Source organism: Rhodothermales bacterium, assembly GCA_034439735.1.
GTDB lineage: Bacteria > Bacteroidota > Rhodothermia > Rhodothermales > JAHQVL01 > JAWKNW01.
In genome coordinates this window covers 1-20,779 of the sequence record JAWXAX010000053.1, presented here as the reverse complement: position 1 = coordinate 20,779, position 20,779 = coordinate 1, and the positions used below count along the sequence as shown (strand labels likewise).

The 20,779-nt window shown below is 65.1% G+C and carries 19 protein-coding genes; 11 read left to right on the top strand and 8 right to left on the bottom strand.

Going from position 1 to position 20,779, the window contains the following annotated elements; genetic code table 11:
- Positions 1-512: hypothetical protein (locus SH809_03685; GenBank protein ID MDZ4698788.1), on the top strand; the 512-nt coding region annotated here is incomplete at its 5' end.
- Between the two features lie 8 nt (positions 513-520).
- A complete protein-coding gene (locus SH809_03680) occupies positions 521-733 on the top strand; it encodes a hypothetical protein (GenBank protein ID MDZ4698787.1) in 213 nt (70 codons plus the stop codon).
- 24 nt (positions 734-757) lie between these two features.
- Here SH809_03680 and SH809_03675 read toward each other — a convergent pair whose 3' ends face one another.
- The 4 genes from SH809_03675 to SH809_03660 all read right to left on the bottom strand — a co-directional run bounded on the left by SH809_03675 (position 758) and on the right by SH809_03660 (position 3,212).
- A complete protein-coding gene (locus SH809_03675) occupies positions 758-1,252 on the bottom strand; it encodes a hypothetical protein (protein ID MDZ4698786.1) in 495 nt (164 codons plus the stop codon).
- Entirely contained in the window at positions 1,249-1,683 is a 435-nt protein-coding gene (locus tag SH809_03670; GenBank protein MDZ4698785.1) for a hypothetical protein, read from the bottom strand. The genes SH809_03675 and SH809_03670 overlap by 4 nt, the downstream gene beginning before the upstream one ends.
- 26 nt (positions 1,684-1,709) lie before the next feature.
- A complete protein-coding gene (locus SH809_03665; GenBank protein ID MDZ4698784.1) occupies positions 1,710-2,333 on the bottom strand; it encodes an RNA polymerase sigma factor in 624 nt (207 codons plus the stop codon).
- A 111-nt stretch (positions 2,334-2,444) separates the two neighbouring features.
- Positions 2,445-3,212, bottom strand: coding sequence for a hypothetical protein (locus SH809_03660; GenBank protein MDZ4698783.1), 768 nt, complete (start codon positions 3,210-3,212; stop codon positions 2,445-2,447).
- 129 nt (positions 3,213-3,341) lie between these two features.
- On the opposite strand from SH809_03660, the gene SH809_03655 reads away from it, so the two are divergent.
- The 7 genes from SH809_03655 to sulP all read left to right on the top strand — a co-directional run bounded on the left by SH809_03655 (position 3,342) and on the right by sulP (position 11,668).
- Positions 3,342-4,265 carry a dihydrodipicolinate synthase family protein gene (locus tag SH809_03655; GenBank protein MDZ4698782.1) on the top strand — a complete coding sequence of 308 codons (924 nt, stop codon included), beginning with the start codon at positions 3,342-3,344 and terminating at the stop codon, positions 4,263-4,265.
- 6 nt (positions 4,266-4,271) lie between these two features.
- The gene (locus SH809_03650) at positions 4,272-5,447 is read left to right on the top strand and encodes an AGE family epimerase/isomerase (GenBank protein ID MDZ4698781.1); all 1,176 of its coding nucleotides are present in this window, start codon (positions 4,272-4,274) and stop codon (positions 5,445-5,447) included.
- Between the two features lie 70 nt (positions 5,448-5,517).
- Entirely contained in the window at positions 5,518-6,081 is a 564-nt protein-coding gene (locus SH809_03645; protein MDZ4698780.1) for a YeeE/YedE thiosulfate transporter family protein, read from the top strand.
- 9 nt (positions 6,082-6,090) lie between these two features.
- Positions 6,091-6,567, top strand: a complete 477-nt coding sequence (locus SH809_03640; GenBank protein MDZ4698779.1) for a DUF6691 family protein — start codon at positions 6,091-6,093, stop codon at positions 6,565-6,567.
- Positions 6,568-6,639: 72 nt separating this feature from the next.
- Positions 6,640-8,355, top strand: coding sequence for a solute carrier family 26 protein (locus SH809_03635; protein ID MDZ4698778.1), 1,716 nt, complete (start codon positions 6,640-6,642; stop codon positions 8,353-8,355).
- Between the two features lie 122 nt (positions 8,356-8,477).
- Positions 8,478-9,920, top strand: a complete 1,443-nt coding sequence (locus tag SH809_03630) for an MBL fold metallo-hydrolase (protein MDZ4698777.1) — start codon at positions 8,478-8,480, stop codon at positions 9,918-9,920.
- 20 nt (positions 9,921-9,940) lie between these two features.
- A complete protein-coding gene (gene sulP / locus SH809_03625; GenBank protein MDZ4698776.1) occupies positions 9,941-11,668 on the top strand; it encodes a sulfate permease in 1,728 nt (575 codons plus the stop codon).
- On the opposite strand, the gene SH809_03620 is transcribed toward sulP, so the two are convergent.
- The 3 genes from SH809_03620 to SH809_03610 form a co-directional block, all read right to left on the bottom strand.
- Positions 11,656-12,630, bottom strand: a complete 975-nt coding sequence (locus SH809_03620; GenBank protein ID MDZ4698775.1) for a molecular chaperone TorD family protein — start codon at positions 12,628-12,630, stop codon at positions 11,656-11,658. The two genes, sulP and SH809_03620, sit on opposite strands and share 13 nt — an antisense overlap.
- Before the next feature lie 92 nt (positions 12,631-12,722).
- A complete protein-coding gene (locus SH809_03615) occupies positions 12,723-15,656 on the bottom strand; it encodes a molybdopterin-dependent oxidoreductase (protein MDZ4698774.1) in 2,934 nt (977 codons plus the stop codon).
- Positions 15,657-15,952: 296 nt separating this feature from the next.
- Positions 15,953-17,596: a 4Fe-4S dicluster domain-containing protein gene (locus SH809_03610; protein MDZ4698773.1), complete on the bottom strand. Its 1,644-nt coding sequence runs from the start codon at positions 17,594-17,596 to the stop codon at positions 15,953-15,955.
- A 175-nt stretch (positions 17,597-17,771) separates the two neighbouring features.
- Between SH809_03610 and SH809_03605 the strand changes: the two genes are divergently transcribed.
- The gene (locus tag SH809_03605; GenBank protein MDZ4698772.1) at positions 17,772-18,677 is read left to right on the top strand and encodes a TIM barrel protein; all 906 of its coding nucleotides are present in this window, start codon (positions 17,772-17,774) and stop codon (positions 18,675-18,677) included.
- A gap of 201 nt (positions 18,678-18,878) precedes the next feature.
- A complete protein-coding gene (gene iolG, locus SH809_03600) occupies positions 18,879-19,904 on the top strand; it encodes an inositol 2-dehydrogenase (GenBank protein ID MDZ4698771.1) in 1,026 nt (341 codons plus the stop codon).
- A 4-nt stretch (positions 19,905-19,908) separates the two neighbouring features.
- Here iolG and SH809_03595 read toward each other — a convergent pair.
- A partial coding sequence (locus SH809_03595) for a PKD domain-containing protein (GenBank protein MDZ4698770.1) occupies positions 19,909-20,779 on the bottom strand: 871 nt, incomplete at its 5' end.

Genomic DNA, 20,779 nt, shown 5'->3' with positions numbered 1-20,779 from the left:
GTGGCGGATCGTGTATCGGTGGCGCGGCCTCTGTCGTGAACGGCGTTTCGAGGCTGTTCGGGAGCAAGAACAGGTTGCAGGTGGTGCGCGGGAGCGCCTCGGGTGGCACGACGGGCAGCGTCCGGGCGGCCGACAACCTCGTCGACGCCGCGCTCGCACGACCCCTCAATGCCTCGGACGTGACGAACAACGTCCTCGACATCGGGACGATCCAGGGGCAGGCCGCCGGCACCCTCGGGCTGGCCGTCAAAAAAAGCGGCCGCACGACCGAATTGACCAGCGGCGAGATCATCCAGATCGATGTCGTGGCGAGCGTCTCCTACGGCGCGGGGCTGACGGCGCGGTTTGTGGACCAGCTGATGGCCGGCGCCATGAGCCAGGGCGGCGACAGCGGCTCGGCCGTGCTGGACACGAATAATCGGATCGTGGGTCTCCTGTTCGCCGGCAGTACATCCACCACGATCATCAACCGGATCGAGAACGTGTTTTCCACCCTGGGTGTCACCCTATAATGCCTGCCATGACCATCCAGGAAGCCAAACGGATGCACGAGGACGCGCTGATGGCCATTCCCGGCGTCGTTTCCGTCGGCATCGGGTTGACCGTTGGCCGCGAGCCGGCGATCATGGTGGGCGTCGTCGATCTTCGCGCATCCTCGGCTCAGCAGGTGCCGAAGATGCTCGAGGGGCATCCCGTGTTTGTGTTCGAAGCCGGCCGGCTGGCGGCACAGTAACATCGCCATACCGTTGCAGGATCGTCAGGGCGTCTTCGTGGAGTCCGAATCCTGATCGCCGCGATGCGAGTCGCCGTCCCGATGACGGTCGCCGCGTCGATGGGCGCCATCGATCGGGAACGGCGGTGGGCCGTCGCCCCGGCCCCGCCGCTGCTTGAACTGCTCGCGCTCACGGGTCATCATGGTGCTAAGTTGTTCTTTTTGATCGTCGGTCAGGATCACGTCAAGCTCGGCGCGCAGTGAGTCGAACAGGATCCGGTGCTCCTGAAACATGCGGCGGCGGAGTTCCATCTGCCGACTCTCGACCCCCTCGATGGCCTGGCGAATGCGCTCTCGCTGGGCGTCGTCGACAGGTTGGATGCCGCGCTCCAGGAACGACTGGACGCCGCCCTGCATGCGGAGCGCCTCCAGCTCGTCCAAACGGTTGTTCATGATCGCACCTGTGGCGAGCGCGCCGATGGCGATGCCGACGACGAGGGTGCCCAGCACGATGAGGAGGGAGGTCGATCGAGAGGTCATGGCGCGACGGCGGTTTGGGCGGCGAACACATCCAGATCGTACACCGACGCCGCGGATACGGGCGGCAGGCCGAGCATGGCCTCAGCGGTGGACGATTCGGTGGCGAAGGATTGGGAGAGGCGAACGTTATAGCCGGCCAGCAGCACCGCCACCAGGGCGCCTGCGATGGCGACCGGCCGGAACACCTGTCCCAGCCAGAGGGCGAGGTCGTCGGCGAAGACGGGGCGGGGCGCTGCAATCCGGCGCAGCACACGGTCCGCCAGGTAGGGGTCGGCGGCGGCGGCCGCTTCGGAGTGGAGGGTCTCCTGCATGCCCTGGCGCAGCACACGCAGCGTGTCCACTTCAGCGCGTAGGGCGTCCGAGCGGTTCAATTCCGCCTCGAACACGCGTCGGTCCGAGTCGGAGAGCCGGTCATCCAGCCAGCGCAGCATCGTATTCAATTGCCTGTTATCCATTCTCAGCGCGCATCCCGCAACAGCCACTGCAGGGAATGCTTTAGGGTTTCCGTGGCGCGGCTTAAGCGGGAGAGCACCGTGCCGTAGGCAATGTTCAATATGTCGGCCGTCTCTTCCGTCGAGAAGCCTTCGAGGAGCCGCAGGACGACGACCGCCTTGTGTTTGTCCGACAGCGCCGCGATGGCGCGGTGGACCTCGGCCGCTCGTTCGTTGCGTTCCAGCGGCAGGGTTTCGACGGCCGCCGGCTCACGGAGGCCGTTGTGTTCGTCGTCTCGGCTGAGGAAGCGGGCGTGCCAGCGCTTGCGCCGGCGCAGTGCGTCCAGCGACCGGTTGACGGCGATCCGTTTGAGATACGTCGTCACACTCGCTTCCCCCCGAAACTGGTCGAGGGATTCGTAGAATCGGACGAACACGTCCTGGACGACATCATCTACCTCCTCCGTCCGCCCCATCATGGACACCACCGTAAAGGTGACGTGGCCCTGGTGCTGATCGACAAACGCACGAAACGCCCGCCGCTCGCCGGCCCGAAGGCGGTCGACCAGCTCCTGGTCAGGCACGATCACCTGGGGACGACGCGGCGCTTCAGCGTGCACTATGGTGGGTTCGAAGGCGAGTTCGGGCATCGATTTCACGAAGGTGGGCGGCAGGGACGCGCGACCTCGCACGGCCCTGCCCTCCCGGGGCCCGGGGATCGAACAAGAAATCCATGTGCGTGATCCCGGGACGCAACTCGGTTAACGAGCGGATCGCTTGCCGCCGCGGCCGGACGGCTCGTGGGCGCTAAACAGCAGGGCTCGGTGGATCGCGATCGTCTCCCGCTGCGCCTCGGTCAGGATCGCCTCCATGGCGGCCCGGTGCGTTTCGCGCATCGCCATGAAGGAGGCCCGACGCGTGCTATCCGCCGGCGTCGCGTCACGCATCGCCTCCATCTGCCCGCGTTGCGACTCACGCAGCGCCTTGAGCTGTTGCTGCTGCTCCGCCGTCAGGCCCAGGACGTCGACCATCGCGGCCGTCATCTGTTCCGCACGCCCGGCCCCATCGGACCGATCTCCCCGCCGGAACGCACCGCGTTCGCCGATCGCAGCGCTCGAATCGCGCGCGCCGCCGTGCCGACCGCGTCGCATCCCCTCGGCATTCGCCCCATCCTGATGCGCACGACCCGCGCGGCCCGCCATCGCCGGCCCACGGTCATTCTCGCGCGCTCGTTCCATCAGCCGCGTCTTCTGCTCGGCCGTGAGCGTCTGCTGCAGGCTGGCCGCGGCCTTCCAGAGCGTCTCTGGCGAACGCTCGCCGAGGTCGTCCAAAGCCGGCTGGAGCGCCTCGACCTGGCGTGGATCCAACGCCAGATCATCCACCAACCGGGCGACGGCGGGGTTCGTCGCGGCCGGCCCGCTGGCATCCATCGTATTCGACACCGAATCGCAGCCGGCCAGCGCCAGCGCGACCATCAGGACGAAGGAGGTCCCGACGTGCTTGTATTTCAATGCATTTTCCATCGTCATCACCATAATCCCGTTTAGAACTGGTTTACAGGATCCTAGACGTCGCTCATTTCGCCCACATTCCATGTGTGCGCAGCGGACCGTATCTTCCCAGGCCCTACTTCAGCCTGATCACCCCGCACCAACCCCATGATCGGTCGCTCCGCCCTGTTTCGCCTCATCCCCGCCGCTTATTCGCCCTTTCATCCGGATGGCCGGCTGAACCTGGATGGCGTTCCCGCCCTGGCCGAGTTATACCGCGAGGCCGGCCTGGACACCGTCTTCGTCTGCGGCACCACGGGCGAATTTGCGTCGATGACCACGGAGGAACGGATGGAACTCGCGGCGCGCTGGGCAGCCGAAAGCGACGGCCTCCGGGTGCTGGTTCACGCCGGGCACCCGTGCCAGCAGGACGCGATCCGGCTGGCGGCGCATGCCCGCTCCATTGGGGCGGCCGGGGTCTCGGCCCTGGCGCCGTTTTATTTCGTGCCGCAACGCGTCGAGGAGGTCGTGGCCTTCCTGACCCCGATTGCCGAAGCCGTCGCGCCGCTCCCCTTTTATTATTACGAGATCCCATCGATGACCGGGGCTCGGATCCCGCCGGACGCCGTCTTCCAGGCCCTTGCCGCGCAGATCCCGAACTTCGCAGGGCTCAAGTTTTCAAGCCCGGACCTGGTCCGCTTCCAGGCCTGCCGGCCGGCGGCGGGGCCCGATCTGGACCGGTACTTTGGGTACGACGAGATGCTGCTCGCGGCCGTCGCGGTGGGCGCTTCCGGCGCCATCGGCAGCACGTACAACTACATCGCGCCGCTGTACCAGGCGATGCTGGCGGCCCACGACGCCGGCCGGCGCGAGGAAGCCATGCGGCTGCAGCGCACCTCCGTCCAGCTCGTCGATATCCTCGGCCGCTGCGGTGGACTTTCGGCGGGCAAAGCGGTCATGGAGATGGTAGGCGCCCCGTGCGGCCCCGTCCGCCTGCCCCTGCGCCCCCTTTCCTCCGCCGATCGACAGGCGCTGTTTGAGGCGCTTGCCGGCATCGACGCCTTCATTCGCCCCCTCCAACGCCCAGTCTGAGCCCGTATGACCCCTGCGCATCGCCACCATCTGCTCGAAACGTACCGCGACGGATTGCTGCTGGACACCGTCCCGTTCTGGATCCGCCACGCCGTCGACCGGGAGGCCGGCGGGTTCCTTATCGCCCTGGACCGCGACGGGTCCGTGCTCGACACCGACAAGGGGATCTGGCCCCAGGGCCGCTTCACCTGGCTCCTCTCCACCCTCTACAACACCGTGGAGCGCAAGACTGAGTGGCTCGACCTCGCGAAGCACGGGGTGGACTTCATCCGAAAGCACGGCTTCGACACCGACGGGCGGATGTTCTTTCAGGTCACCCGCGAGGGCCGGCCGCTGCGCAAACGCCGCTACGTCTTCTCCGAGGCCTTCGGCGCCATGGCGCTCGCCTCGTATGCCCGCGCCAGCGGCGATGGACGCGCCGCCGAAGAGGCCGTCGGGCTATTCGAGACCTTCATCCACTACGCCAACACCCCCGGCGCCCTGCCCCCGAAAGTCTACCCCGAAACCCGGCAAACCAAAGGCATCGGCATCCCGATGATCACGATCAACCTCGCCCAAACCCTCCGCGACACGATCGACGCCCCTGGATGCACCGCCCATATCGACCGGTGCATCGAGGAGATCCGGCGGGACTTCATGAAACCCGATCGGCGGGTGGTGCTGGAAACCGTCGGCCCCAAAGGCGAATTTGTCGACCACTTCGACGGCCGCACCCTCAACCCCGGGCACGCCATCGAGGCCGCCTGGTTCATCCTCCACGAAGCGCGCCACCGTAACAACGACCCCGAACTCACCCGCGTAGGCCTCGATATCCTGGACTGGATGTGGGAACGCGGCTGGGATACCGAATACGGCGGCATCCTGTATTTCCGCGACATCGACAACCGCCCTGTGCAGGAGTACTGGCACGACATGAAGTTCTGGTGGCCCCACAACGAGACCATCATCGCCACCCTCCTCGCCTACGAAATGACCGGCAACGAAAAATATGCCCGCTGGCATCAGTTGGTGCACGACTGGGCGTACCGCCACTTCCCCGACCCCGAACACGGCGAGTGGTACGGCTACCTGCACCGCGACGGCCGGCTGTCGGTCCGCCTCAAAGGCAACCTCTGGAAAGGCCCCTTCCACCTCCCCCGCATGCAGTGGTACTGCTGGCAACTTCTTGCTAAATCCGTGTAACGCTTCGGAACCTCCCCTCACCAACATGCATACATGTTATTACATGTAAACACAACAACACTTTTTTACTATGATTGAATTCCTTTCTCAACCCTGGCCCTGGTATATCGCGGGCCCCATCATCGGATTGATGGTGCCGGCGTTGCTGCTGTTGACCGGGAAGTCCTTTGGCGTTTCCTCAAGCCTGAGGCACGTGTGCGCGGCCGTCGCACCCGGCTCCAACCCCTACCTGAAGTACGACTGGAAAACGGAGGGTGGATGGAATCTGCTCTTCGTCGCCGGCATCGTGTTGGGCGGGTTTATCGCCGGCGCCTGGCTGTCCAACCCGGATCCGATCGCGATTTCGGAGGCGACTCGGGCGGATCTGGCGGTGTACGGTATCCGCGACTTCACCGGGATGGCGCCGAGCGAGTTGTTCTCATGGCAGGCGCTGGGAACCCTGCCCGGTTTCGTGATCATGATCGTGGGTGGTTTTCTGATCGGGTTCGGGGCGCGGTATGCCGGCGGGTGCACGTCCGGCCACGCCATCATGGGCCTGGCCACCTTCCAGAAGGCCTCGCTCTACGCCACGATCGCCTTCTTCATCGGAGGGATTATTGTTACCTTTCTGATTTACCCGATCCTGTTCAACTAGCGTTTAACCATGACTACGGCAACAGAACGTCTAACGCTCGATTCGCGCACCTTGCTGGGGCAGCGACCCGTTGAAGTCGCCCTGTACCTCACCCTGGGTGTGGTTTTTGGCATCATCCTGACAAAAACAGAGGTGATTTCCTGGTACAGGATCCAGGAGATGTTTCGCTTCCAGGGCTTCCACATGTATGGCGTGATCGGCAGCGCGCTGGTTGTCGCCGCCGCATCGGTGGCGCTGATCCAGCGGACACGGTTGAAGACGATACTTGGGGCGGACATCCAGGTGGAGATAAAGCCGTTTGACCGGGGCATCAACCAGTGGGCCGGCGGCATCCTATTCGGTTTTGGTTGGGCGTTGACCGGGGCGTGCCCCGGGCCGCTGTACGCCCTGATCGGCGGCGGGATGCCCGTCTTCATCGTGCCCCTTCTTTCCGCCATCGCCGGCACCTGGGCCTATGGCGCGCTCCGCCATCGCCTGCCTCACTAAAGGAGTTCAAGGTTCGACGTTTAAGGATCAAGGCGGTGATGCCGGTTCGTCGTCGCCGCATACGGAACCATAATGTCTTTTGCGTTACGCCAATATCTGCCTTCTCTGACGTGGCTACCCTCCTACGGGAAGGACCAGCTCGGGGGAGACCTGACGGCCGGGTTGACGGTGGGCGTTATGCTGATACCCCAGGGCATGGCGTATGCCCTGATCGCCGGCTTGCCGCCGATCTACGGGCTGTACGCGTCGCTCGCGCCGCTGATCGTGTATGCGTTTTTCGGGACTTCGCGGCAGCTGGCGGTCGGGCCAGTCGCGATGATCTCGTTGCTGGTGGCGGCCGGCATCACGCCGCTCGCCGGCGGCGATGCCGCCCGCCACATCGAACTCGCCCTGGTGCTCGCCGTCATGGTCGGGCTGTTCCAGTTCGTGTTGGGGCTGGCCCGCTTCGGGTTCCTGTCGAATTTCATGTCCCACTCGGTGTTGACCGGGTTTACGGCGGCGGCGGCGCTCATCATCGGGCTCAGCCAGCTGAAGCACTTGCTGGGTGTCCCCCTCAGCGGCTCGAGTAACATCTTCCAGATCCTCGGCGAAGCCTGGGGGTCGGCCGCCGAGGTGCACCTTCTGACGGTCGTCATTGGGCTAACAAGCATCGCGCTGGTCTGGATACTGCGCAAGCGGCGTCCCCGGTGGCCGGGCGGGCTGGCTGCCGTGGCGCTCAGCACCCTGGTCGTCTGGGGATTCCACCTGGCCGATGCCGGCGTGCGCGTCGTAGGCGACATTCCCGGCGGCCTCCCGGGCCTGGCCTTCCCCGTGCCCTCGCTCGACACTTTTCGCGCCCTGTTACCCACGGCGCTCACGATCACCTTGATCGGCTTCACCGAGTCCATCGCGGTCGCCAAGGTCTACGCGACCAAGAACCGATACGAAGTGGACGCCAACCAGGAGTTGGTGGCACTCGGCCTGGCCAACCTCATCGGCGGATTCCTGATGGCGTACCCGACGACGGGTGGATTCTCGCGTACGGCCGTGAACGCCCAGGCCGGCGCACGGACCAACCTGGCGGCCGTATTCAGCGCCGGCTTGATCGGGCTCACGCTCCTCTTCCTCACCCCGCTCTTTTATTACATGCCCCAGGCCGTGCTCGCCGCCGTCGTCATGGTGGCGGTGATCGGTTTGATCGACTTCAAAGAGGTGCAGTTTCTCTGGCGCGCCGATCGGCGCGACCTGGTGTTGATGGCGATCACCTTCGGCGCCACCCTCTGGCTGGGGATCGAAGAGGGCATCCTGGTAGGCGTTGTCAGTTCGCTCGCGATGGTGTTGCACGAGGGCAGCAATCCCCACACCGCCGTCATGGGCCGTATCCCCGGCTCGGACGTGTTTCGCAACATCCTGCGGCACCCGAACGCCATCGTGCAGGCCGGCGTGGTCATCTTTCGGATGGATGCCAACCTCTACTTCTTCAACGCCGGCTACCTGCGCGAACGGATCAATACCATCGTCGCCTCCGACCCGGCCTTGCACACCCTCATCCTCGACGCTTACCCCGTCAACCAGATCGACGCCAGCGGCATCCATGCCCTCCGCGAGGTGCTGGAGACCCTGCGCCGGCAGAACATCCGGCTGCTGGTGAGCGGCGTGAAGGGCCCGGTGATGGATAAGCTCCAGGCTTCGGGCCTCGCGGAGGCCATCGGCGTCGCGCACTTTTTTATGGAGCCGGGACCCGCCGCGGCGTTTGCATGCCCCAATGACGCGCCGGCCATCCAGCCCTATCCTCAGTTCACCAACTAATCCCTATCTTGCCTAAAAGTCACAAGGAACCATACAAAAAGCCACTTGTTATAACAGGTATGCATCACTAAACAGCGTCTTGCCCTCCCGTTCTCGGGCGCGGCAAGACCCTACAAGCGCCCATGTTTTTCCGCCAGCTTTTCGAACCCAACCTCGCCCAGTACAGCTACCTCATCGGATGCCAGCGTACCGGCGAAGCCCTTGTGATCGACCCGATGCGGGACATCGATCGCTACATCGACGTCGCCGCCTCGGAAGACCTCCGGATTGTCGCGGTGGCGGAAACCCACATCCATGCGGATTACCTCTCCGGCGCCCGCGAGATGGCCGAGCGCCTGGGCGTGGCCCTGTACCTGTCCGATGAAGGCGACGCCAACTGGAAATACCTCTGGGCGCAGCGCGGGGGCTACGATTTCCGCCCGGTGAAGCACAAGGACCGGTTCAAGATCGGCAACATCCAGTTTGAGGTGGTGCATACCGCCGGCCACACGCCGGAGCATATCAGCTTCCTGGTCACCGATCTCGGCGGCGGCGCCGACGAGCCGATGGGCATGGTCACGGGCGACTTTGTATTCGTGGGCGACCTGGGCCGGCCGGACCTCCTCGAGTCGGCCGCCGGCCAGGCCGGCGCCATGGAGCCCTCCGCCCGCCGGCTGTATGCCTCGGTGCAGGACTTCCTCGATCTGCCCGACTACCTCCAGATCTGGCCGGGCCACGGCGCCGGCAGCGCCTGCGGCAAGGCCCTGGGCGCCGTGCCGGAGTCGACCGTGGGCTATGAGCGCCGCTTCAACGCCTCCATCCTGGCCGCCCGCGAAGGGGAAGATGTCTTCGTAGAGCGCATCCTGGACGGCCAGCCCGAGCCGCCGATGTACTTCGCCCGGATGAAACACGAAAACAAAAACGGGCCTCGTATTCTGGGCAGCCTGCCGCATCCGAAGGCGCTGAGCGCGGCGGAGCTCCAGGTGCTCGTCGGCCGCACCGATGTCGTGGTGCTCGACACCCGGGCCGACGCAACGGCCTTCATGAAGGGGCATCTGGACGGCTCGATTTACGCCCCGATCGGAAAAACGATGAATACCATTGCCGGCTCCTACGTCACCCCGGAGCAGCCGATCTACCTGATCGTGGAGGACCCGAAGGATATCCAGGATGCCGTGCTGAACCTCGTCCGTATCGGGCTCGACGCGATCGAGGGCTACGCCCCTGCTTCCGCACTGGCCTCACTGGACCTCGTCGCCACGCCGACGGTCGAAACCCGGGCCCTCGAATCGGTCCGCCAACAGCCCCATACCCGCGTGCTGGATGTCCGCCGGCTCGCCGAATACGAAGAGGGCCACGTGCCGGGCGCGATCAACATCGCCCACACGCGCCTACTCCTCCGCAGCAGTGAATTGGATAAGAGCGGCACCTACCTGGTGTACTGCCGGAGCGGCGCCCGCGCCGCGGCCGCAACATCGCTGCTGGACCGCCTCGGATTCGATGTCGTATATGTTGATGGGATGTACGCCGACTGGGCATCGCACCACCGAGAAGAAAAAGGAAAATCCGTAGAAGCCGTATCGTAGAAGCCTTATAGCCCCACGCCATGCGCCTCCCGGCCGCCGAAATCCATCGACTCCTGCGCAGCCTGGCGTATTACGCCCGGCGCAGTTTACCGGGCGATATAACAGCGGGGCTCACGGTAGGCATCATGCTCGTGCCGCAGGGAATGGCGTATGCCTTCCTGGCGGGGCTGCCGCCCATTTACGGGCTCTATGCCTCGTTGGTACCGCTGCTCGTGTACGCCATCGCCGGCAGTTCGCGTCACCTCGCGGTGGGCACGACGGCGGTCGATAGCCTCATCATGGGCTTTGCGCTGAGCGCGCTGGCGCAGGCCGGCAGCGAGCGCTACATCGAACTGGCCTTGCTGTATGCATTTATGGTGGGGACGATTCACCTGGCGCTCGCCGCCGGCCGGATGGGCTTCCTGATCAACCTGCTCTCCCGCCCGGTCATCCTCGGGTTCATCTCCGCCGCCGCCACGATGATCGGCTTCAGTCAGCTATCGAGCATCCTGGGCCTCGAACTCGAGCGCAGCCAGTACATCTATGACATCGTCTACTCCGCCGCCCGCCAGATTGGCGACACGCACGTCCTCTCCCTCCTGATCGGTCTCTGCGGCGCGTTTCTCCTGCTCATCCTCGATCGCTGGCGGCGAATCCCCGCCGCGCTCCTGCTGGTCGTGCTCGGCATCGTCGTGACCGGGCTGTTCCGGTTGGATCTCCAGGGTGTGGCGATCGTCGGCGCCATCCCCGTCGGGCTGCCGGCTTTCGCGGCGCCGGTATTCGATTGGGGGGCCATCCAGACTCTCGCACCGACCGCGCTCATGCTGGCCCTCATCCAGTTCTCGAACGTAGGGTCCCTCGCGAAGTCGTTCGCGGCGCGGCACGACTACACCATCAAGCCCAACCGAGAGCTGTTGGCGCTCGGGATGGCGAACGTGGCCGGCAGCTTCTTCCAGAGTTTTCCTATCTCCGGCAGCGTCAGCCGGACGGCGGTGAACGAGCGCGCCGGCGCCCAGACGCGGGCCGCCAACGCGTTTGCGGCGCTACTCGTCGGCCTGACGCTGCTGGTCCTCACACCGCTGCTGTATTATCTCCCCATTCCCATCCTCGCCGCGCTCATCATGGTCGCCGCGTTCGGACTCATCGATGTGCGCGAGCTCGTACAGCTCTATCGGATGAAACGTACCGACGGCCATCTCGCCATGATGACGTTTCTCATGACGCTAGGCTTCGGCCTCGAGGCCGGCATCCTGGTGGGCATCGCGGCGTCGGTCGTCGCGATCATGTATCGGATCAGCCGGCCGAACTTCGCCATCCTGGGGCATCTTCCCGGTACACGTTCGTTTCGGGACCTCAACCTGTACCCGGAGGCGCGTGAGGTCGAAGGGGTGCTCGTTCTCCGTGTGGACGCCTCGTTTTCCTATGCCAACGCGGATTTCCTGAAGGATCTGATCCTCGAGAAGTGCGACCCGGTGTCGAACAGGGTCCGAGGCGTCGTGATCGACGCCAGTTCGGTGAACGACCTGGACACGACGGCCGTAACGGCGCTGTTCAGCATCGTCGACAACCTCGCGAAACACCACATCGCCCTGTATTTCGCCGGGATACACGGATCCGTAGAGGGCGTCCTGCGCCGCTCGGGTCTGGCGGACCGACTCGGGGCGGATAGGATCTTCCTGAGCCCCTACCGGGCCGTGCGCCACATCCAGGGTCTGCCGGAAATCGAACTCGGGCCCAAAGAAGCGGCGTCGCTGGTTTATGAGGATTGAACCATCCCCTGCGCGCCGGATTCGATTCGCCCGATTAGTTCGATCGATCCCGCCATGCGTATAAGCCAGGGCTGCACGGCCTCGGCGATCGTGTCGGAGGCGTAGGCATCGGCGATCGCCTCCAGGGCGAAACGCTCGCTGCCAATCAGGTAGCGCAGGCCGGCGAGGAGGTCGGGCAACCGATCGTACGTCACGGCGGCTCGGAGCAAGTTGGTCATGCTCTGCCCCCGATCCCCGAACCCGATGGGTAGCGTCAGGGACCGTCCAAGCCGGCCGATGTCGTCTCGCCCGAGGAAGACGCCGCACCACACCGGGCGAGTGAAATAAAGGGCGATGTCCTTCAGACCGGTGTCGGGCCGGCTCAGGATATCGGGTGCGGCCGGCCGGGTATGGGGAGCGGGCGGAACGGAGGACAGCGACGCGTGATGGTCGAGTACGACCTCGAGCAGCATGTCCGCCAGGACGGCGTAGCGGTCGTCGCCCTGCCGGCGGAGGGACAGGAGGAAGACCGGCATCCAGTGGAGCGCATGATGGGCCAGGAATAGTTGGAACCGTTCGCCCCATCGGTCGGCGGCCGGCGTCGCGCCGGCGGCCAGGGCATCGGCGCGGTAGCCGCTCAGGTAGTGCATGTAGGACAGTTCGACGGCGATATGGTCTGGCGCGGACGCATCCGCGGGCAGCGAGAAGCCGGTGCCGGCGTAGTGGGCCAGGGCATCCGACGAGACGGCCCCCCCGAGCTGGCCCTCGGGCTCGAGGTAGACACTGGCGTAGGGCAAGATGTTGAATCCGATGAGCTGCTGGTACCGGGCCGCTTCCTCATCCGCATCGAAGGCGCCTCCGGCGTCTGGCCAGAACAGACCACACACCTCTTGCCACAACGCCTCATCCACGGCGCCGGACAGCCAGCGGCCCAGGCTATCGTAGGCCAGGCCACGTGCACGCTCGAGCGATGCTTCGTTCATGGTGGTGGAAGGTTCAAGGTCAACAGTTCAATGTTCAATGGATAGGGTTCAAGGTACGCGTCCTTAAACCTTAAACCTCGAACCTTTAACCCTCACTGCCTGACGCCATCGCCACGCGGCGAAGCCGCCGGCAAGGCGTAGGCCTCCTTGACCGGCTTCAGCGGCCTGTTCAGCCAGTACGGCCGGCGGAGGCCGTCCGGACTGTGCCGGGTGGCTGGCCGGGCCAGCGCCAGCCACTCGCGGTACACCTGCATCGAGCGCCGGGTATCAACGAATACGTCCCCGTGGCGGTCGCCGGCGTCGGCCTTGCGGACGCTGAAGGCCTTCTGGTGCCAGCAGTGCGCCCCGCTGATGGGATCCGGGTGGACGCCGTGTGTCAGGTTCTGGTGGACACCCACGTCTTCCCACCAGATACGGCTTGTGTCGGGATCGAACGAGCGCCAGGCCGTCGCGCCATGGAGCACATGCAACGACTGGCCTCCCTGCCCATCTTCCCCCAACTCCACCAGGTTCGACGCGCCGCGGCTGACGCCTTCGGACTCCTTCAGCCGCCAACGTCCCAGGTGGTGGCTCATCGCGATGATGCCGGGTTTGATGCCCTCGGTGATCCAGACCCGATCCACAAAAAAACCGATTTCGGTTTCGACGTGGACGAGGTCGTTCGTCCCGATCCCGAGCCGGCGGGCGTCGATCGGGTGCATCCACACAGGGTTTTTGTGGCTCAGTTCGTAGAGCCACTTCGCGTTGGCGCTTCGGGTGTGGATGAGCGTCGGCAGCCGGAACGTCGGCAGGAGCAGCATCTCCCCTTTCGCCCGGTCGATGTTGTCCGGATGCACGTGGCTCTTGAGGAACCACGGGATCGTGTATTCCTTCTCCGGCCAGCCCCAGGCGTGCAATGTTGGACTAAAAAACTCCAGCTTTTTGCTGGGAGTCCTGAAGCCGGCGCGCGCCACGCCCTCGATGTCCACCCCGCCCTCCACCGGCTTTTCGTAGGGGATGTAGTTCTCGCTCACCACCTCGAACGCGCCATACTTTCGCATGTAGGCGAGGGGGGTGAGGCCCTCGGTGGCCGCCTTCGCCGGCAGGCCCGGGACGCTGTTCTCGAAGATCCAGCGGTAGTACTCGTTGACGGTGATGATCTCGCCGGGCCGGTACGGGCTCTCGAAATACGGCCGGATGCCCAGCACGCCGTCGGGGTCCATCCGCGCGGAGAGCTGGATCCAGAACTCGTTTTCTTCCCACACCTCGCCAGGATTGGACTCATAGGTAAACTCGACCGACCTCCCGAGGCGCTCCATCGCCACGCGCTGCACGGGCTGGCGGAAGCTGAGCCACTGGCCGGCGTGGGTCTCCTGGCTCATCAGGTCGTGCCGCTCGCCGGCGTGGCCCATGGGCAGCACGTAGTCGGCGAACCAGGCGGACTCGTTCCAGGTCGGCGTCAGCGCCACATGGCACTTCATCTTTCGCTCGTCCTTCAGCGCCTTCATCCACATAAACCCGTCGGGGTTGATCCACATCGGGTTGTAGACACGCGTGAAATAGACATCGATCTCCCCCCGCTCCTCTTCCAGGAAGTGCGGCAGCAGGAAGCTCATCTCGTAGAACGCCAGCGGCCACTCGACGGGCAGATGGAGCTCGTTCCATGCGTTAAAGGCCGGCGGGATCTTGAAGGGTTTCGGGACGAACTTATTCCAGGTGTTGAGCGACGTCCCACCCTTCGTCCCGACACTCCCTGTGAGGACGTTCAGGAAAAACAGACAGCGCGCCACCTGCCAGCCGCCCAGGTTGCCGATGGCCGCGCTGCGCCAGACGTGCGCCGCGAGCCGGCCCTGCGCATCCGCCACGTACTCCGCCGTTTGCCGGATCCGGTCGATGGGCACCTGCGACTCCTCCGCGGCGCGCTCGAACGTGAACTCGGCGTAGAGCGCTTTCAGGAGCCGGTCGAACGCGGCAAAGGTCGGGGTATGATCGGGAGACCAGGCCAGGCCGGGTTCAGGATGGCTCGTGAAATGCGCCAGGGTTTCTTCCCAGTTCACCCACCGGCGGACGAAGTCTTTGTCGTACCGATCGTTCTGGATGAGATAATTCGAGATGGCGAGCAGGATGGCCGCCTCGCTGCCGGGCCAGGAGGGCAGCCAGACGTCGCTCTTCGAGGCGGTGTTGCTCAGGCGCGGGTCGAACGTGATGAGCTTCGCGCCTTTTTCCTTCCCCTCGATGATGCGCTGGGCGTGGGGGTTGAAGTAGTGCCCGGTTTCGAGGTGGCTGGAGATGAGGAGGATGACCCGGGCGTTGGCGTAGTCCGGACTCGGGCGGTCGCCGGCGGACCAGAAGAAATACCCCGCACGGGCGCCTGCCGAGCAGATGTTGGTGTGGCTGTTATGCCCATCGACGCCCCAGGCCTGAATGCATCGGTTCGTGAAGCCGTCCTCCCCCGGCCGGCCGACGTGGTACATGATGCCGTCGCGCCGCTGAAGCCGGCTGGCGCGCATCTTATCCCCGATCTCCTGCAGCGCCTGCTCCCAGCCGATCCGCTTCCACTTCCCTTCGCCGCGCTCACCGACCCGTTTGAGGGGGTAGAGGATGCGTTCGGGGTCGTACGTCTGGTTGAGGGTGGCCGGCCCCTTGGCGCAGTTGCGCCCCCGGCTGCCGGGGTGATGCGGGTTGCCCTCGAACTTGCGGACGCCGAGCGTCTCGCGGTCGACATACGCCAGCAGTCCGCAGGCGCTTTCGCAGTTGAAGCAGGTGGTCGGGACCAGCGTGTAGCGGCGGGCGACCTTTTCCGGCCAGAGTTTGCCATCCCACTCCACCCAGTCATCCCACCGGTCGGCCGGCGGGTACTGGCTCATGCGTCCATCCGGGTGGAGGACGGTGGTCATCTCGGCCGGCGGGATGGATTCCGGCTTGTGGTCCGTCGGCGCAAACTCCGGCAGCCCGAACCCGTCCTCGCGCGGCGGCGCCACGGGGTTGCGCTCACGGTTGAGGAGCCGGGCGAAGAAGGTTTCGAGTCGATTTGAACGATTAGTCATATAAACTCGCGCATTATGTCATCTCGGCCAAAGGCCCGATTTATCGGGCCATAGCGGAGAGACCTCCCAAGGAATGACGCATTGCTCGGCTCAGGGAGGTCTCTCCGCTTCAGCGCCGGCAAGCCGGCGCCTGCGGTCGAGATGACATCATTTTTTAGCCGGCCATCCACGCCAATCAGGCGCGACGCCAACCCTACAATTTGCACTTTGCACTTTTTACTTTGCACTTTTTACTTTGCACTTTTTACTTTGCACTTTTTACTTTGCACTTTTTACTTTGCACTTTTTACTACCTGTCAACTATTCGGCACCTCCTGCGGCGCCATGACAAACGCGTATTCGTACAGGTACAGCCCGACGATCGCCGCGAGCCCACCGACCGCCGCTAGGACGGGTGCGCCCACCCACAACAGCGCGAGCGGGACCAGGTGACCGAGCACGAGGCTGCCGGTCCAGAAGTAGTGTTTGTAATGACCGTGTGTTATCAGATGAGCCGCTTTTGCGGCCACCTCGGTTGCGTGCGGCATGCCGAATTCCCCGAGGAAAGTCACCAGGAGATCCGCCACCAGCCCGGCCCCAAACGCGAGGCGGGCCAGGGCGAGCAGGTCCGCCGGCAACGGCGTAGCGGCGTGCAGGATCAGCAGCGCGGCCGCGCCGGCGAATACGGCCTGGACGATGAGGTGGATAGGCAGGAGGGCGCTCTGCCAGAGGTCGCGGCCCTCGGCCTGGCCGAACAAAAAGGCGGTGTAGATGGCGGAGCCCACGGCCAGCAAGGCTACCGGCCAGAGCACGATCAGGCGGATCGTTTCGGCGATAGAGGCCGGCAGCCAGCCCATCCAGGCGGCGGCCTCAGCGGCCCACCAGGCGCCGGCGAGGGTCGAGAAGCCCATCAGCAAAAAGGCCCCCCTCGTGAGCCAGCTGCGCCATTGGGGGCGGAAGATGATGCGAAGAAAACGCTCGGGCCGCTCGAGGTCGAACACCAGGAAGCCGGTCGTGATGAGGGTAAAGACGATGGACGCGAGGCCGCTCCAGACGAAGGAAGGCGTGTCGAAGTCCAGCCAGTTCAGGCCCAGCCCTACCGTCAGCAGTAGCATGATGCCCGTGGCGATGCCTTTGGTGACGAGGTACGCCGGGACCGGCCAGTGCCAGGGGATTTTGTGCTGTGCGTTGTAGGCCACCTGCACCATCTGCTCCGCCATCCGGCCGTCGCCGATGAGGATGGGGCCGGCGTTCGGCAGGCCCTGCGGCTGCGGGGCGCGAAGCGGGCCGGCGTGCGCCGCTGCCGGGGCGGGATGCGGTGTTTTCCCACCCGCCCCATCGCCGTCGTGGAGCGGGAGGACATCGGCCCAGGCGAAGGTCGCCGGCGTGCGGTCGACCGCCGTGGGGGTCAGGTTGATTTCATCGCCATCCACATAAAATAGCTTCGGCGAGGTACCCTGCTCGGGCTTGCGGACGGTCACCTGGAATTCCGCCAGCATCTGACGGATCTCCGAACGCGGCTCGTCCATATCGCCGGCGATGATCGCATGTTCGGGGCAGACGACCACACACGCCGGCTCGAGCCCGACATCCACCCGATGCGCGCAATAATGGCACTTTGCCGCCGTGCCAGAGGAAGGGTCGATGTAGATGGCGTCGTACGGGCAGGCCTGGAGGCAGGCTTTACACCCGATGCACTGGTTCGCGTCGAACTCCACGATCCCATCGGCCCGTTGGTACATAGCGCCGACCGGGCAGATGCGGGCGCAGGGCGGGTTCGCGCAATGGTTGCAGCGGGTGACCTGGAAATGCCGGCGGACGTCCGGATACGCGCCCTTCTCGATGCTCTTCACCCAGGTACGATTAACCCCGAGCGGCACCTCGTTCTCGCTCTTGCAGGCCGTCGAACACGCGTGGCACCCGATGCAGCGGTCGTTGCGTATGAGAAAGCCGTAGTTCATGCGGCGAAGCCCGGTGATGGTTGCAAGAAGGCGAAGAGGTTCCAATATACATGTAATAACAAGTTCAATCAAGCATGGAATAGTGCAGGATGTCAGCACACAAATTTTCCCGACCCCTGCTGCATCGCACCGGACGGACTCGTACCATTCATCCTCCACCTATTCGAGTCTACACATGCCTTTCCACGTCCGCATCGCCAACGCTCCCTGCTCGTGGGGGGTCATCGAGAACACCGCCGGCGAACGCTCGGGCTACCGGCGCGTCGTCGAGGAGATGCACGAGACGGGCTACGCCGGCACGGAACTGGGCGACTGGGGCTTTATGCCCACCGACCCCGCCCGACTCCGCGCCGAGCTGGACGCCCTCTCGCTGGCGCTCCTCGGCTCCTGGGTCTCCGTCCGCCTCTACGAAGCCGCCTACCACGCCCGGGGCGTCGAGCAGGCGGTGATGACGGCGAAGCTGCTCGCCGCCGTCGGCGGGCCGAATGCGTTTGTGATCGTGGGCGACGACCACAGCACGGTGCCCTCTCGCACCAAAAACTCGGGCCGGATCCGGGTGCAAGACGCCCTCGACGAACGGGGCTGGAAGGTGTACACCGCCGGCATGGAAACCGTGGCCCGCGCCGTACGCGAGGAAACCGGGCTCCGCACCCTCATCCACCACCACGGCGCAACCTACGTCGAGACGCCGGAAGAAATCGTTACCTTCCTCGACCGCACGGACCCGAACCTGGTCGGCCTCTGCTTCGACACGGGCCACTACGCCCTCGGTGGCGGCGACCCGGTGGAGGGGCTCCGCCGGCACTTCGACCGCATCGGGCACGTCCACTTCAAGGACTTCGATCCGGATGTCGTCTCCGTCGCGGCCGTCAAGGGCTGGGACTACCAGCAGATGATCGGCCAGGGCGTCTTCCCGGAACTCGGCGAGGGGTCGGTGGATTTCCCCGCCGTCCTCCGCGCTCTGGAAGACCTGGACTATTCCGGATGGATCGTCGTCGAACAAGACGTCCTCCCCGGCATGGGCACCCCGAAAGAAAGCGCGGCGAGGAATCGGGAGTATTTGAAGCGGCTGGGTGTCTGAAGGGGTTGCAGTTTGGCAGGCTTGTCCTGAGGGACGGCGGCGAAGCCGACGGACTCGAAGGATGCAAAGGCTGGCAAATTCGCTTCTGTACGTGCAACCTGCAACCCGCCAACCCTAAGATCCTTCGATGTCACCGGCAATAGCCGGTGTCCCTCAGGACAAGCCTGCCAACCTGTAACCTGTAATCTGCCAACCCATCTCATGCCCACCCCTCTACGCCTTGGTTTAATCGGCGCCGGCCGCATTGGTCGCATCCACGCCGAAACGATCGTCAACCGCATCCCGGACGCCGCGCTTGTCGCCGTGGCAGACCCCCATGTCGAGGCGGCGGCGGGGCTCGCGGCGCTATACAGCGGCGTGTCCGCATACGCCAACGCACAGGCCATCCTCGACGATCCCAACGTAGACGCCGTCGCCATCTGCTCGTCCAGCGACACCCATGCGGCCTATATTGAGACCGCCGCGGAGGCCGGCAAACACATCTTCTGCGAAAAACCCATCGCCATCGACATCGCGAGCATCGACCGGGCGCTCGCGGCCGTCGCCCGGGCCGGCGTCAAGTTTCAGGTCGGCTTCCAACGCCGGTTCGACCCGAGCTTTGGTCATGCGAAACGCCTCATCGCCAGCGGCGCCTACGGCGAGCCGCGCATTCTGCGCATCACCAGCCGCGACCCCGGGCCGCCGCCCATCGCCTACCTGGCCGCCTCGGGCGGGATCTTCTTCGACATGACGATCCACGACTTCGACATGGCCCGATTCCTAATCGATTCCGAGGTGACGGAGGTCTACGCCATTGGCGGGGTGATGGTGGATCCGGAGATCGGGGAAAAGGCGAACGACATCGACACGGCCGTGGTGACGCTGCGTTATGCCAATGGCGCGATCTGCACGATCGACAACTGCCGGCAGTCGGCGTACGGCTACGACCAGCGCGTGGAGTGGTTCGGCTCGAAGGGCCGCGTAGCCGTCGAGAACCACAATCCGGACGCCGTGGTGACGGCCAATGCGGACGCCGTCCACAGCGCGAAGCCGCTATTTTTCTTCCTGGAGCGCTACATGGACGCCTACCGGGCCGAGATGGAGGCGTTTGTGGAGGCCGTGGTCAACGACACGCCGGTGCCGGTGACGGGCCGCGACGGGCGCATGCCGGCGGTGATCGGGAAGGCCGCCTGGTTATCCTACCGCGAAGGCCGGCCCGTGCGGATCGCGGAGGTAGACCCGGGCTGAGGCGTCACCGGGTGACAACGAGCAGGTGCGTCGTACGTCCGCGCACGGTTTCGATACGAAGGACGTACACGCCGCTGATCCATCCGGCGACGCTGAACGAGACGTCCTGCACGCCGGCCGGCCGGCGCTCATCGAGCAACACCTCCTGCCTGCGCCCCAGCGCGTCGAATACCTCGATCCGCACATCCATCTCGGCCGGTAGCCCAAACGGCAGCGTAACCTCTGCCCGCGCCGGGTTCGGGAAGGGCGTCTCGACGGTAAACGCCGTCGGCAGCGGGTCGCCGACCACGATCACCTGCGACGCCTCGCCGACGAGCCCCTGCGCGTCGGTCACGCGAAGCCGCACCGTATACGTCCCGGGCCGGGTATAGAGGAAGGACGGAGCGGCGTCGGTGGCGTCGGCCTGCCCATCGTCATCCAGATCCCAGGAGAACCCCGGCGTGGCGGCTTCGTCCGGGTCGAAGCTATCCTGGGCGGAGAACGACACGGCGAGTGGCGCCGGCCCGGACGTAGTCGAGGCCCCGATCCGGGCGAAGGGCGGGCGGTTGCCGGCGGCGTAGGCGAGGCGGACGAGCGCGGCATCGGCTCCGCCGCCCCAGAAGATCGAGCCCCACTCCAGGAGGTACAACGCGCCATCCGGCCCTATTTCGAGGTCGATAGGCTGCGCAAACGACAGCTCGGGCGCCACGGGGAGGATCGCCAACACGTCGCCGGCCTCGTCCATCCGCACCTCCTTGAGCCACCGGCGGCTCCATTCGTAGATAAACAGCGCCCCGTCGTAATAGGCCGGCAGCGCCCCGTCGACGGCCGTCACGGGCCGGCGATAGACCGGCCCGGCCATGGCGGTCCGCCCCCCGCCGCTGGCACTCACAGCC